This is a genomic window from Culturomica sp. (assembly GCF_003524185.1).
Lineage (GTDB): Bacteria > Bacteroidota > Bacteroidia > Bacteroidales > Marinifilaceae > Culturomica > Culturomica massiliensis.
This window is the reverse complement of record NZ_DOED01000026.1, coordinates 1-13,737: the sequence shown is the minus strand read 5'-3', so window position 1 is coordinate 13,737 and position 13,737 is coordinate 1. Positions and strand designations below refer to the sequence as shown.

Annotated in this window: 13 protein-coding genes; 4 read left to right on the top strand and 9 right to left on the bottom strand. The window is 39.8% G+C overall.

All coding sequences use genetic code 11. The features are described from left to right. Positions 1 to 47 precede the first annotated feature (47 nt). The 6 genes from DD657_RS09120 to aroQ all read right to left on the bottom strand — a co-directional run bounded on the left by DD657_RS09120 (position 48) and on the right by aroQ (position 6,292). Positions 48 to 1,586, bottom strand: a complete 1,539-nt coding sequence (locus DD657_RS09120; protein ID WP_287049637.1) for a sialidase family protein — start codon at positions 1,584 to 1,586, stop codon at positions 48 to 50. Between the two features lie 42 nt (positions 1,587 to 1,628). Further along, positions 1,629 to 2,342: an outer membrane beta-barrel protein gene (locus tag DD657_RS09115; protein WP_021987604.1), complete on the bottom strand. Its 714-nt coding sequence runs from the start codon at positions 2,340 to 2,342 to the stop codon at positions 1,629 to 1,631. Between the two features lie 465 nt (positions 2,343 to 2,807). Further along, positions 2,808 to 3,398, bottom strand: a complete 591-nt coding sequence (locus DD657_RS09110; protein ID WP_021987605.1) for a porin family protein — start codon at positions 3,396 to 3,398, stop codon at positions 2,808 to 2,810. A 295-nt stretch (positions 3,399 to 3,693) separates the two neighbouring features. After that, positions 3,694 to 4,284, bottom strand: coding sequence for a porin family protein (locus tag DD657_RS09105; protein ID WP_287049636.1), 591 nt, complete (start codon positions 4,282 to 4,284; stop codon positions 3,694 to 3,696). A gap of 144 nt (positions 4,285 to 4,428) precedes the next feature. Further along, positions 4,429 to 5,829 (bottom strand): pyruvate kinase, encoded by a 1,401-nt coding sequence (pyk, locus tag DD657_RS09100; RefSeq protein WP_021987607.1) that lies wholly within the window; start codon positions 5,827 to 5,829, stop codon positions 4,429 to 4,431. Positions 5,830 to 5,875: 46 nt separating this feature from the next. Next, the gene (gene aroQ, locus DD657_RS09095; protein ID WP_235837400.1) at positions 5,876 to 6,292 is read right to left on the bottom strand and encodes a type II 3-dehydroquinate dehydratase; all 417 of its coding nucleotides are present in this window, start codon (positions 6,290 to 6,292) and stop codon (positions 5,876 to 5,878) included. A 447-nt stretch (positions 6,293 to 6,739) separates the two neighbouring features. Here aroQ and xerD point away from each other — a divergent pair, with 447 nt between their 5' ends. Both xerD and DD657_RS09085 read left to right on the top strand, forming a co-directional pair. Further along, complete coding sequence (gene xerD, locus DD657_RS09090; protein WP_021987611.1) at positions 6,740 to 7,693, top strand: site-specific tyrosine recombinase XerD; 954 nt, start codon at positions 6,740 to 6,742, stop codon at positions 7,691 to 7,693. A gap of 76 nt (positions 7,694 to 7,769) precedes the next feature. Continuing rightward, positions 7,770 to 8,276: a hypothetical protein gene (locus DD657_RS09085; RefSeq protein ID WP_118774013.1), complete on the top strand. Its 507-nt coding sequence runs from the start codon at positions 7,770 to 7,772 to the stop codon at positions 8,274 to 8,276. Here DD657_RS09085 and miaA read toward each other — a convergent pair. Then, positions 8,258 to 9,190, bottom strand: a complete 933-nt coding sequence (gene miaA / locus DD657_RS09080) for a tRNA (adenosine(37)-N6)-dimethylallyltransferase MiaA (RefSeq protein ID WP_287049635.1) — start codon at positions 9,188 to 9,190, stop codon at positions 8,258 to 8,260. The two genes, DD657_RS09085 and miaA, sit on opposite strands and share 19 nt — an antisense overlap. Before the next feature lie 159 nt (positions 9,191 to 9,349). Here miaA and DD657_RS09075 point away from each other — a divergent pair, with 159 nt between their 5' ends. Both DD657_RS09075 and DD657_RS09070 read left to right on the top strand, forming a co-directional pair. Continuing rightward, positions 9,350 to 10,162, top strand: coding sequence for a tetratricopeptide repeat protein (locus DD657_RS09075; protein WP_021987614.1), 813 nt, complete (start codon positions 9,350 to 9,352; stop codon positions 10,160 to 10,162). A gap of 63 nt (positions 10,163 to 10,225) precedes the next feature. Continuing rightward, positions 10,226 to 10,762: a GNAT family N-acetyltransferase gene (locus DD657_RS09070; RefSeq protein WP_021987615.1), complete on the top strand. Its 537-nt coding sequence runs from the start codon at positions 10,226 to 10,228 to the stop codon at positions 10,760 to 10,762. A gap of 182 nt (positions 10,763 to 10,944) precedes the next feature. On the opposite strand, the gene der is transcribed toward DD657_RS09070, so the two are convergent. Next, the gene (der, locus tag DD657_RS09065; RefSeq protein ID WP_021987616.1) at positions 10,945 to 12,252 is read right to left on the bottom strand and encodes a ribosome biogenesis GTPase Der; all 1,308 of its coding nucleotides are present in this window, start codon (positions 12,250 to 12,252) and stop codon (positions 10,945 to 10,947) included. Positions 12,253 to 12,297: 45 nt separating this feature from the next. Next, positions 12,298 to 13,179 carry a GTPase Era gene (gene era, locus DD657_RS09060; RefSeq protein WP_068688539.1) on the bottom strand — a complete coding sequence of 294 codons (882 nt, stop codon included), beginning with the start codon at positions 13,177 to 13,179 and terminating at the stop codon, positions 12,298 to 12,300. Positions 13,180 to 13,737 lie beyond the last annotated feature (558 nt).

Genomic DNA, 13,737 nt, shown 5'->3' with positions numbered 1-13,737 from the left:
AGATTTTATCGGCTTTTCTGATTTACAATCTAAAATCTACTCATCACTTATTCTCCTATGTTTAACCGCTGAAAATAAAGTTCACCGGCACCTTCATACAAAACCCCCAAAGTCGTAGAATCGATCTGTGTCAGACAAGAATATCCATAGCTACCCGGTTCATATACCAAAGTATGGTATTTTTCCGGCCAGGTAACCCCTTCATCCAAACTGATTTTCAACGTAGAATGTACCCGTCCCTGCGTATTTGCCGGATTAAAAAACGCCAGCGCAGGTTTCCCGCCTTTCAAATGAATACGAATCAGACTCGCCTGGCATACCGGCTCCGGAAGAGCTGAACGGGAAGAAACATGCTCTGTCCATGTTTTACCGAAATCTTTGGTAATCATAACCGCCCGCGAGCCGCCTCGGTCATCCCGCATATTCAACATCAGACTTCCGTCTGTCAATTCGACAACCTGAGCCTCTGTCGTGTTAGAACGCGCACCGGTACCGATATCCCAGGTTTTACCCTTGTCTTTACTATAAATAATTGTAGAATACGGCACCTGATTCTTATCTTTAAATTGGGCCGGAAAAACAAGTGTACCTTCCTGTGTCGTAATTCCCATTCCAGGTCCTTGAAAACACAAATACCACTCTTTCTTCTTTACCTGAGACGTAATATTTATCGGTTCTGACCAGGTTGCTCCATCATCGTCGCTATAAGCCAATACAAACTGACCGGTCTCTTCAGGCGTAATTCCAGGCTTAGAAGCCCACCACGCCCGTTTGCCCGGATTACCGTGCAACCATAAACCAGCGATCCAAACCCGGCCGGTTTGCGGATCAACCAGAATAGCCGGATCACCGATTCCGTTTTCTTTATGGGAACGTCCGCCCCATTCCCCCATATCCATTGCAATCTGCATCGGTAACCAGGTCTGACCTCCATCCACGCTACGGCTAACACCGACGTCGATATTTTCCTGCAAATCGACGGCACTGTTATAACGGACATCATATACAGCTATCAAAGTTCCCTTAGGTGTACACACCAACCCGGGAATCCGATAAGCATTTACCTGATCGTCCCCACGCAACCGGACAGCATACCCTACAGCAGAAGACAGTAAAGGCAGACTATCTGCCACAACGACACAAGCATCTGATAACGTCGCATCCGTACAGGTAAAATGAATCTTATCGGACAATAATGCATTTTCCGACAAACAAACGGACACCCAGAAATGATTGATACCCGGCTTTAAAGCCTGTTGTCCTTTAAATGTATTGACTTCTCGGGCATCTTGTGTATGACCGAACAAAACCGTAGAACTAAAATTAGGATTCAAACCTGTAAAATAAATCCGGACCTGTTTCACAGCTTCTATACGGCTCGTTCCCTTAGCAGATAATACAAGTTTATTCAAAACCAATTCCTTATCCGTTGTATTGTCGACCTGGATATGCAAAACAGAATTCTCCTCCTGTCTGATAAAAACAGGAGCGACCTGTTTATCCATACGCAAAGAAATAGTCGGACACGAAGAATTACACCCATACAATCCACACCACAGAAATAACCCAAAAACAAACTTGATCATAATTATTTATTTTAAATTTACGACTTTATACAAAAGAACCTTCTAATCACACCCGCAATCACCGATCCGAAAAATATCATAACTTAACGTCAGATTCGCCTGTACAGGAAATATCTTTTTGGGATACAAATCCGATTTTTTCATCAAATCCTTTACACTGACATTGATCTTAAACATCAGATTCAGATGCTTGACAATTCTCTGCCCGACCCCGATCACAACCCCCGCATCCCATTTATCCGTATCTGCCTGAAAACGTTTCTTTTTTTCATAAACAGCCAATCGTCCCTTATATATCCATGAAAAATACCCCCCACATAAAATACTATTACCATAAGGCCCAAGCAGATATTTAACATAAACCGGTACATTTAAAGCCTGTATTTTGAGATCAGCCTCCACATCCCGTTGATAAATATTTTCTCCCTCAGAGAAAGAAAAGCTGTGTTTATTCTGGGTTCTTAGCTGATTGTAATTGAACTCCGCCCCCAAAAACCACCTCCGGGTAAACGGAAACGTCATTTTCAATCCGTAAATACCATCAAACTTCATACCGTTGATCTTTCCCGGTAAAAGGATACCGGTACTTCCGCCGGCCTGAACAGCAATAGCTGCATCGTAGTCCACTCTCCGCACCAATTGAGCGGAACAAAAATGAACGACAAGAATAAAAACGGATACAAGAATAACTTTAAACTTCATAATCACACGATAACCAATTTGTAATTTCAGACTCCCGACCGACTTTTTCAGCATGTTCCGGATTAATCAGAGAATCGGACTCCGGAATACATCTCAGACACCACAAACTGATTTTCAAAATTAATACGAGCAACACCGGCTTCTCTTACCAACTTCTCCATTTCATCAAACAAACTACTTACAAGAGTCTCTCTCTGATCAATAAAATAACTTCTTATTTTTCCGGAAAAACGGTTTTCTTTTATTTTACAAACATATAGAATAAATCCTCGATTCTAAAATTTTTTACAAAAAAGCGATAAAACAGTTTCTTCCCGGATATCTGCAAACCAGCCTTTAGAAACACACTGCACGCACAATTCCGGATATTTTCAGACAGACTCAATCATTTTCAATAAAATAACGGTTGGAACCGTTTCCAGCCAAGGACACCGGTACCAACCGTCATTCATTCTCTATCCTCATAGAGAATCGCCCGAAAAGTTGATAATAAAAATAAATGATCTTTTCTACATCACATTAAAACAAATCATTGAAACGATATCCCACCGACAATTGGAACACATGATTCTTATTGTTATCTCCCGCAGCATCCTTATCTATCACATTGGTAATACCAAAATTATAACGGGCTGAAAACATAAAATCTTCCCAATTATAAGATAGTCCCAATGCAAAACTCAAATCAAAGGTATTAAGATCCCGGATTTTCCTTTTTTCAGAATCTCCGTCTTTTGAAAATTTATACTTACCGTTCAACGCAAAACCGAACTGAGGCCCTAAATCCACACTCAATTCATCCCATACATAAAATTTAGCCAAAACAGGTATATTCAGATAATTCACACGCGCCCTACGCTTCCAGCCTTCGAGTTTCTCTGCACGCAACCCTTGACGGGAATACACCAACTCAGGCTGAACCGAAAAATAATCGTTTACCTTGAATTCGGCGAATGCACCCAAATGAAAACTAAGTTTATTCTTATTGTCATCGATGTTCGAAATATTAGTGATATTCCATCCGGCTTTCGGACCGATAACAATCGATTGGGCTTTAAGTCCGGCGACAGACGCCATACATACTGCGAATAGTAAAATAATTTTTTTCATTTTCTCTTCATTTTAATATGAATTCCTCTATTGTTTCAGATCGTAAACTTTAAATTGAGATATAGTCGTCAAAACCGCAATTTAAAATTTCACAATTTTAAATAAAATACAAGAATCATGCCAAAAAAGAAGAAAACAAACAAAAATAAATAAAGAGGTTGCCACAAAAAACAGAATTATCATCACGTCATCTCACGCCATAATCCGTAATTCAAATGATAACAATTGATTAAGATCACCGAATCCTCCCATGGGACAATAAAAAAGTTCCCGGGACAACCTCCTGCATTCCATTTTACAAACGATATCCGACAGACAATTGGAAGACATGATTTTTATTACTGCTTCCGAATTTATCTTTATCAAACACATTACTAAGTCCTAAATTATAACGGGCCGACAACAGAAAACGGTCGAACAGATCGTAAGAAACCCCGAAAAGGAAACTACACTCGATCGTATTTAAATTGCGCATTTTACTTTTGACAGTCGTACCGGACTCTTTATAACGCGCCTTGGCATTCAGTGCGATCCCCAGTTGTGGTCCCAAATCCACACTCAAATGCTCCATGACATAAAGGCGTGCCATAACCGGAATATTCAGGTAATTTACACGATACTTCACGTTCACATTATCCCCGTCAATATCCACCTTATCACGCCATCCCTGACGGGAATAAAGTAATTCCCCCTGAATACCCAGCAGGTCGTTAATCCGCATCTCTGCAAAAGCTCCTACATTTATACTGACTTTATTATCTCCGTCGGAATGGGTCAAATTCGTCACATTCAACCCGACTTTCGGTCCGAATCGGAATTCGGTCTGTGCTTGCGCCGTACCCCAGAGAGCGATCCCCGCGATCAACGCCAATACTAATTTTTTCATTTCGCTCTAGTTTAGTTAGTTTATACAAACACAAAGTTATGAAACATTCTGTGATGAGCGGATACTAAAAATACGGGCATTCACAACAAATACCCGTATTTTATCCTATAAAATGTTAGCGAAACTTAAAAGCGACTTCTTGACTTATTTAATATCGCTGATTTTACATATTTCCATAAAAGAAGCTCCCCTGACATGCCCGAAACTACCTCCGATAACCAGAATATAATCTTCCGGATCATAACCGGCATGCAATAACACATCCGGAATATCACGGATAAACTCATCCCGCGAGGTGGGTTTTTCCGTAAAATAAGGCCGTATCCCAAAAGAAAGTGCCAGTTCCCGCATCACTTTCTGATTATAACAACGGGCATACACAGGCAATGCACCCCGGAAAGCTGACAAATAACGGGCTGTACGTCCACTTAAGGTATCCACGACAATGGCTTTAATGGGCAGCATGGTTGTCGTCTTTACTGCCACACGTGCCAAAGCTGCAGTAATCTCATTATTGATACGCACTAAGCTACGGCCGGAATCAGGAGGTGTCATCAGTTCGTTGGCCTCAGCCACTTTCGTCATCACTTTTACAGCCTCCAAAGGATATTCCCCATAAGCCGTCTCCCCACTCAACATAATCGCATCCGTCCCCATAAACACAGCATTGGCGATATCACTCACTTCTGCACGCGTAGGACGCGGATGGTCAATCATCGTATGCAGCATTTGAGTGGCAATAATAACAGGCTTTTTACTTTCGATACATTTCGTCACAATATAACGTTGAATCCGAGGAATTTTTTCCGCATCGATTTCAATAGCCAAATCCCCACGGGCCACCATTACACCGTAAACATGATCTAAAATCTCATCGATATTATCAACTCCCTCCTGATTTTCAATCTTAGCGATGATTTTGATGTTACTGTTATGCTGGTCCAGGATTTGCTGAATAGCCAGCACGTCTTCTTTATTGCGGACAAAAGAATGGGCGATAAAATCCACTTCGTTTTCGATGGCAAATTCGATAAATGTACGGTCCTTATCACTCAACGACTGCAATTTCATCATCGCCCCCGGTACGTTTACACTTTTCCTATCTTTTACATATCCGGGATTCGTCGCTACAACCTCAAGACGATCAGTATATTTATCCTGTACAATAAACTCCATATCCCCATCGTCAATCAGAATCTTATCCCCGACTTTTATATCGGCCGTAAAATTTTCATAAGAAACATGGATCAGTTTCTCATCCAATGTCAAAGTATCGTCCCCGGTAATATATATGACCTCCCCTTTTTCCACCTCCATCGGCTGCTCGATCAGCTTTGTTCTTATTTCCGGTCCCTTGGTGTCTATCAATAAAGGTATTTTATCAGATACAATCCGGACATTACGGATCACCTTCATAGCATCGTCAAGAGTTTGATGCGCCGTATTCAAACGCACCACATCCATTCCGGCTGCATATAAATCCTGCAAAAAATCCACATCACATCTTTTATCCGATATCGTCGCTACAATTTTTGTTCTCTTCATAATTTTTCAATTTTCTGTCTCCGAATTCTTTATTTTCAAATCTGCATCATTTTCTACGTAAAAGCAATGCCTGTAATGCCAGTTCATACGAATCCAACCCGAATCCGGTTATCGTTCCAAGACACACTGCCGATAAAAAAGATACATGCCTGAAATTCTCCCGGCGGGCAGTATTGGAAATATGTACTTCTATAACAGGGGTTGTCACAGCAGAAATAGCATCGGCCAATGCAATAGACGTATGTGTATAGGCGCCGGCATTCAATATAATACCCTCGTAAGAAAAACCCGTCTCGTGAATCTTATTGATCAGTTCGCCTTCTATATTGGACTGAAAATAGTCCATATCTATACCTTCATATTTTTCACGTAACACGTTCAAATATTCATCAAATCCCTCTTTCCCGTATATACCCGGCTCTCGTATACCGAGTAAATTCAGATTGGGACCATTCATTATCATTATTTTCCCATTCATCATTCAATATTTCTGTCAGTTCACAAATTTAGTCATTTTTTCGAGGTTAAAAATCAAAAAAGAAGGATTCTTGATATTAATATACCGTTTCATTTTCTGACTTCCAAAAGACGATTTCATACATTTTGAACACAATTCTAATCATTATCCGTTAATAGCGCTCCTCCCAAATAAATTATCATTATGACAAAACTATGTAAAGAATGATATTGCATTTTTGGACGAAATTCTAAATTTTGCATAAGAAATTTTGCCTTTTATCTAATAATTAATTTACTTTGTATTATTATTTTGAGATAATTATAGTGAGATAAATTAAAAAATATATATCTTTACCGACGAATTTATATTATATCGATAAAACAATATTTATATGAATACACTTATATCGATACATTGGGATAATTTATTAATAACTTTAAACTAACACACATGACTTGGGAAAATGCCATTGAAAGCTACAAGACATTCTTAATTCTCGAAAAATCGCTCTCAGCCAATTCAGTTGAAGCTTATTTGAATGATGTCAGAAAATTAGCTACTTATTGTGAAGAAACTTTGAAAGTAAAAGGACCGGAAAAAATCTCCTATGACATGCTGAAAGATTATATCAGTTATGTAAATGAGGCAGGTGTAACCAACCGGACTCAAGCCAGAAGTATTTCCAGCATCCGTTCCTTCTTCAAATATTTAGCTTATGACGGAGTATTGGAAAACAACCCTGCAAAATTGCTGGAAGCACCGAAAATCGGACGTAAACTTCCCAGTGTCCTTACTGTAGATGAAATCGATGCCATTTTACGTGCCGTCGAAATGTATAAGCCGGAAGGACAAAGAAACAAAGCAATCATCGAAACACTCTACTCTTGCGGATTACGTGTATCGGAATTGATCAGTGTAAAAATCTCCAACATCAATTTCCGTGGCGGATATATTAAAATCGAAGGAAAAGGGAACAAAGAACGTATAATTCCATTGAGCAAAAATGCAAAAGAGGAAATCAAATTATACATGAAAGGTTACCGAAGCTACCTGGATATAGAACCGGGATACGAAGACGTCTTATTCCTGAACAAACGCGGAACAGCCCTTTCAAGAGTGATGGTATTCAATATTATCAAACATCTGACCACCCGGGCTAAAATCACCAAACAGGTATCTCCGCATACGTTCCGTCATTCATTCGCCTCACACTTGGTTAGTGGCGGTGCTGATTTACGGGCTGTACAGGATATGCTGGGACATGAATCCATCCTGACAACAGAAATCTACACTCATCTTAACAATAATTTTCTGAAAGAAACCCTCAGTAAATATCATCCGCGAATCATCAAAGAAGAGCAGGAAAAAGAGGAAAAGGAAGAAAAAAAGAAAAAGAACGAATGAAATAATTTCAAAGAGAGCGTTTAAATAAACGCTCTTTTTTTATCTTCGCACTCCTAAGTAATCAATCATGACAACAATGGAAAACAAAGAAGATATATTGAAAAAACTCGGCAGCGAAGAAATCCAGTTAAGACAAGAAGCCCTGGCTGCTGTTAAAAACGAAGGGGACATCACAATCGTTCCGGCTTTACTGGATATTCTGACAACTGCAAAAGATCACAAAACAACAGAAGAATTAGTCAATCTATTGGCAGACATCAAAGACAATGCCTTCCCGCAAATTGTAATCGACCGGATCCGGACAACAACCGAAACGATCCCAAAATCACGGTTATTGAGATTATGCTGGGAATCAGCACTGGATTTCTCTCCTTACATCGTTCTCTTTGCAGAGTTGACTCTACAGGAGGATTTCATAGTTGCTCTGGAAGCTTCTACAGCCATAGAAAATATCCATAGAATAGATGAAGAAAAGCGCACAGCAGCAATTCGTATCTTAAAACAAGGAAGTCCCAGTGAAGAAAAACAATTTCTGATCGATAATGCGCTGCACTTCCTGACAAACTACACCGAAGAAGACTGACAACCCGTTTCCATCAGTTCACGAACCAGCATGACTTTTTCATCCATAGGCAAATTACCGTCAATCCAATGGATGGAAAATCCTTGCCGTTCCATCTTTCTGAACCAGGTCATTTGCCGTTTAGCAAATTGATGAATGGCAATATTCAGCTTTTCAACCATATCCTCATAAGTCAACTGTCCCGTCAGGTAAAGAGTCAGGTATTTATACTCCAATCCGTAATAAATCAAATCCTCAGGTGCAATATCTTGTTCCAGCAATTGTTGCACTTCTTCAACCATCCCGTTTTTCAATCGTTCCTGCAAACGCTTATCGATACGTGTCCGACGTACTTCCCGGCTGACATCCACACCGACAATCAAAGGATGAATCTCCGGAAACTCCCCTTCGATACAAGAATGCAGTTTATAATATTCCTCAATTTCGATAGCCCGCACAGCCCGCTTTACCGTATCCACATCTGTTGTATTATGCATTCGTTTATATGCCGACAGAATAACACTCAATTCAGACAAACTTTTATTTTCCAGTGTTTTCCGCAATGCTTCATTCACAGGCACAGCTAACAAACGATAAGCCTTCAAAACAGCTTCTAAATACAACCCGCTACCACCACACAAAACAGGAAAAACATTCCTGTTTTTACAATCCTTCCATACTTTTACAAAATCCTGCTGATATTCAAAAACGTTGTATTTATATCCGGCATCCACAATATCGATAAGATGATAAGGTATGGACCGCCCTTCATAATCATATTCCTCCAAATCCTTGCCGGTCCCGATATCCATCCCCCGATACACCTGCCGTGAATCGGCACTGATAACCTCCCCGCCTAATTCTGCCGCCATCCGGACGGCCAAGGCCGTTTTACCGCTCGCAGTCGGCCCCAATACACATAAAAGATTAAACATTATTAGTTAATTTTTCGTATATAAATCGTGTCTGTACCCCGGTCAGAGCCAATACCGACTCTGTCAACGGGCAAAGACAAAAGTAATTAATAATATGTTCTATTTCATGAAAACAGACTATATTTGTCTCATTACACCCGACTAAACGACAAACATTCCATGCTCAAATATATATTACTACCCCTACTTTTCATCACAGTTTTTCCGGACATCTGCTGTGCCGTTCCGGATAAACCCCGGAAAGCAATAGAAAAATGGATCAGTGAAAAAAATTACGGCAAAGCCCTGGAAGCACTTACCCGGCTTCCGGAAAAGTGGCAATACGACACAGAAATATTACTGTTAAAAGGAATATGCTACTATCATACAGACTCCCTTTCCTCACAAGCTGTCGGGATATTACAAACCGCTTATGCTGAAAACCAGGAAAAATCACTGAACAAAAGCATCCTCTATCACCTGGCAAAAGCACACTCGGCCAATCGGGAATACATCGAAGCCATCAAAACATATAATAAATTACAGCAATCTATCCCGGCAAATGCAATAGAGTTACTGGACATTATCGAAGAGGAAATCAACTTCTGTAACAAACAAGTCCGGACATACAAGATGACTTCCGGGAAAACGGGGCAACAAACGACTCCCCTCCCGATTGAAACGACAGAAGAACAAAACCGATCAGACACCACACGAACAATCGGCGAGCCGGAAAAAAACACCAAATATACCATTCAGATCTGTTCGATGAGTTTTCCTTTATCCGATGCTTTCTTCAAAGGACAATACGGAATCAAAGTCATGCGTATGGGAGATTTATACCGCTATGTTTACTCCGTATATTATACCCTGGCAGCAGCACGGCAGGATTTACCCAAAGTCAGAAAAGTATATCCCGATGCTTTCATTCGCGAATTCGATGAAGAAAAACTAGGTAAAGCTATTGATCTGAATATGGAAAAAATAAAATAATTTTATAAATTAAGTCCGTTTTTAAACGAGTAAAATTACACCTAATAATTAAAAGTTAATACCATGATGAAAGACGAATTGGTTCTTATAAGAGCCTTGGAACCGGAGGATTTAGAATATTTATATAAATGGGAAAACAATATGGATTTATGGGAAGTCAGTGATACACTCACTCCCTTCTCTCATTTTGCATTGAAGCAATACATTGAAAACTCTCACCGGGATATTTACGAAACCAAACAGGTGCGTTTAATGATATGCAAAGAACAAGACAATACACCTATCGGTCTGGCAGACATATACGATTTCGATCCCTACAACCTAAGGGCCGGCCTGGGAATTATGATTTATGATAAAGAAAACCGTAAACAAGGATATGCTAAAAATGCGATCAAACTGATTATCGACTATTGCTTCGAAGTCCTTGGATTGCATCAGGTATACAGCAGCGTCCCCAGTTGTAACATCGCCAGTCAGAAATTATTCGACTCCCTGACATTCGACCGCACCGGCTATCGTAAAGAGTGGCTGAAAAGAGGAAACGAATGGGAAGATGTTATTTACTACCAGTTATTAGCTTCCTCCTGGAACGGAGAATAAGTCAAAATATAATAATTTTAAATTGTAAATTTTAGATTGTTTTTAGGAAAGTCAGACTTCGGATGACAGCTTTGTTTCTCTTAGAACCAAAACTACTTAAAATTTTTAAATCAGGTCACCCCAATAGCAGATCCGTTTATCTGTCAATCTAAAATTTACAATTTAAAATCTAAAATAACCCATTATTTTTTCCGCATAAATATCTGAATGGGAACGCCGGTGAAATTCCAATTTTCCCGCAGTTTATTTTCAAGAAAACGTTTATACGACTCCTTCACATATTGCGGCAAATTACAATAAAAAGCAAAAGAAGGCGCATGTGTCGGAAGTTGAGAAACGTATTTAATTTTTACCGATTTTCCTTTTACCATTGGAGGAGGATAATTTTCGATCGCCTCCAACATTACCCGGTTGAGTTCGGATGTTTTAATCTTCTGGGTACGCCGTTCATATACCGCTATCGTTGCTTCGAGTGCTTTCAGTAAACGTTGCTTGGTTATTGCCGAAGTAAAAATAATATCAACATCCCTGAAAGGCGCTATTTTTTCACGGATCTCTTTTTCAAAAACAATCGTCGTTTTATGGTCCTTCTCGATCAAATCCCACTTATTCACCAGAATAACGATTCCTTTACGGTTACGCTCGATCAAATGGAATATATTCAAATCCTGGGCTTCCATTCCACGCGTAGCATCGATCAAAAGCATACACACATCAGCATCTTCGATAGCTCTCACCGAACGCATCACGGAATAAAATTCCACATCCTCATTTACTTTAGCCCGTTTACGCAATCCCGCCGTATCTACCAAAAGAAAATCATGACCGAAACGGTTATAACGGGTATATAAGGAATCCCGGGTTGTGCCGGCAATATCTGTAACAATATTCCGTTCTTCACCGATCAAAGCATTAATCGTAGAAGACTTTCCGACATTGGGACGTCCCACTATCGTTATATGCGGTAAATGATCTGTATCTTCAATCGTATCTTCCTTAAAATTAGAAACAACCTGATCCAGCAACTCTCCGGTTCCAAAACCGCTGGCAGAAGATACACAGTAAACTTCACTATCGATACCCAAACGATAAAACTCACTGGCATCATATATCCGGTCATTGGTATCGACCTTATTGGCGACCAGATAGATCGGCTTTTTGACATTGCGCAATAACCGGGCAAAATTCTCGTCCAATCCGGTCAGACCTATTTCCACGTCTACCATAAAGAGAATAACATCCGCTTCATCAAGGGCCAAAAGCACCTGCTTATTGATCTCCTCCTCAAAAATATCATCACTTTTAGACACATACCCTCCGGTATCAATGACCGAAAATTCTTTTCCGTTCCATTCCCCTTTTCCGTAATTCCGGTCCCTCGTCACTCCACTCTCCTCGTTCACGATAGCTTTCCGGCTACCGATAAGCCGGTTGAAAAGTGTAGACTTCCCGACATTGGGTCTTCCGACTATTGCAACTATATTACTCATAAATATCCTATTCAGATTAAATTTAAATGAAAACAGCAAAATAATTTACTGTACATATCCGAATTTTTTCAAATCCTGATCCTTATTCCGCCAGTCTTTTTGCACCTTAACGTAAAGACTCAAAAAAACGTTTTTCCCGAAAAATTGTTCGATATCTTGCCGGGCCTCTGTGCCGACCTTCTTCAAAGCAGCTCCCTGGTGTCCGATAATAATACCTTTTTGCGATTCCCGTTCCACATATATTACGGCCATAATATTGATCCGCTTATTGTCCTCCTGGAATTCCTCCACTTCTACCTGCACCGAATAAGGTATCTCACGGTCATAATTCAACAATATTTTTTCCCGGATAATTTCATTGACAAAAAAACGGGCAGGCAAATCTGTCAGATCGTCTTTCGGGAAATAAGGCTCACCCTCAGGCAACAACTCCAAAATCCTCCGATATAAATTATCCACATTAAAATTTTCAGTCGCAGATATCGGAAAAATTTCTGCCCGCGGAATCAATGTCTTCCAATTCTCAAATAAAGCTTCCAACTTCTGCTGGTCTGTCAGATCAATCTTATTGATAACCAACAAAACAGGGGCTTTCATGTGATTTACCTTCTCTATAAAATCGGCATTTTTCCGAATATCTTCCACCACATCCGTCACATACAGGATAATATCGGCATCCACCAAAGCGGATTTCGAAAATTCAAGCATACACTCCTGCATCTTGTAACTCGGTTTTACAACTCCGGGTGTATCGGAAAATACGATCTGAAAATCTGGTTCATTCACAATTCCTTTGATCCGATGGCGAGTCGTCTGCGACTTGGAAGTGATGATCGATATCTTCTCTCCTACCAAACGGTTCATCAATGTAGATTTTCCTACATTGGGATTACCGACTATATTTACAAATCCTGATTTATGACTCATGTAGTAACATATATTTTAGCGGTGCAAAGATAGATATAAAAGTCGAAAGTCCCAAAGACACCAACCTCTTATAAAATAACCACATATTAAGGTCAACCGGCCGTTCATAGAACTTCGGCATTCCCAAACTCATTTCATTTTTAACAATTCTTAATTTATGATCCCGTTTCCATAACATCAGCTATCATTTATTCCTATCGTAAACCCTTTCTCGGGCTACGTATCTGCTCCATATTCAATCCAAAACCTAGATAAAATGTAGATTTGCGATTTTAGATTAAACGAAATCCAACGACAAATCCCTTTGCCAAGCAATTTAAAATCTAAAATCTAAAATTTAAAATCATAAACAACCTCTTCTAAACCCTTCTACGAATCAGCATTCACCCCAATCGTAAATCAAAAATCATAAATCGTAAATTACACAATAAGCCCGTCCCAGTGTGTAATTTTCTCCCTCACTGTTTCCCAATTTAAAATCTAAAATCTACAATTTAAAATTCCAAACAACCTCTTCGAACCCCCTCTACAAATCAACAATCTCCCCAATCGTAAATC

What these genes read in the sequence shown, in the direction of transcription:
- DD657_RS09115 (WP_021987604.1), bottom strand. Translation starts at nt 2,342, where the DNA reads ATGCTGAAAAAGTCGGTCGGGAGTCTGAAATTACAAATTGGTTATCGT.
- DD657_RS09085 (WP_118774013.1), top strand. Translation starts at nt 7,770, where the DNA reads ATGGAAAACAAAGAAGATATATTGAAAAAACTCGGCAGCGAAGAAATC.
- DD657_RS09070 (WP_021987615.1), top strand. Translation starts at nt 10,226, where the DNA reads ATGATGAAAGACGAATTGGTTCTTATAAGAGCCTTGGAACCGGAGGAT.
- DD657_RS09120 (WP_287049637.1), bottom strand. Translation starts at nt 1,586, where the DNA reads ATGATCAAGTTTGTTTTTGGGTTATTTCTGTGGTGTGGATTGTATGGG.
- DD657_RS09110 (WP_021987605.1), bottom strand. Translation starts at nt 3,398, where the DNA reads ATGAAAAAAATTATTTTACTATTCGCAGTATGTATGGCGTCTGTCGCC.
- era (WP_068688539.1), bottom strand. Translation starts at nt 13,179, where the DNA reads ATGAGTCATAAATCAGGATTTGTAAATATAGTCGGTAATCCCAATGTA.
- pyk (WP_021987607.1), bottom strand. Translation starts at nt 5,829, where the DNA reads ATGAAGAGAACAAAAATTGTAGCGACGATATCGGATAAAAGATGTGAT.
- DD657_RS09105 (WP_287049636.1), bottom strand. Translation starts at nt 4,284, where the DNA reads ATGAAAAAATTAGTATTGGCGTTGATCGCGGGGATCGCTCTCTGGGGT.
- DD657_RS09075 (WP_021987614.1), top strand. Translation starts at nt 9,350, where the DNA reads ATGCTCAAATATATATTACTACCCCTACTTTTCATCACAGTTTTTCCG.
- der (WP_021987616.1), bottom strand. Translation starts at nt 12,252, where the DNA reads ATGAGTAATATAGTTGCAATAGTCGGAAGACCCAATGTCGGGAAGTCT.
- xerD (WP_021987611.1), top strand. Translation starts at nt 6,740, where the DNA reads ATGACTTGGGAAAATGCCATTGAAAGCTACAAGACATTCTTAATTCTC.
- miaA (WP_287049635.1), bottom strand. Translation starts at nt 9,190, where the DNA reads ATGTTTAATCTTTTATGTGTATTGGGGCCGACTGCGAGCGGTAAAACG.
- aroQ (WP_235837400.1), bottom strand. Translation starts at nt 6,292, where the DNA reads ATGATAATGAATGGTCCCAATCTGAATTTACTCGGTATACGAGAGCCG.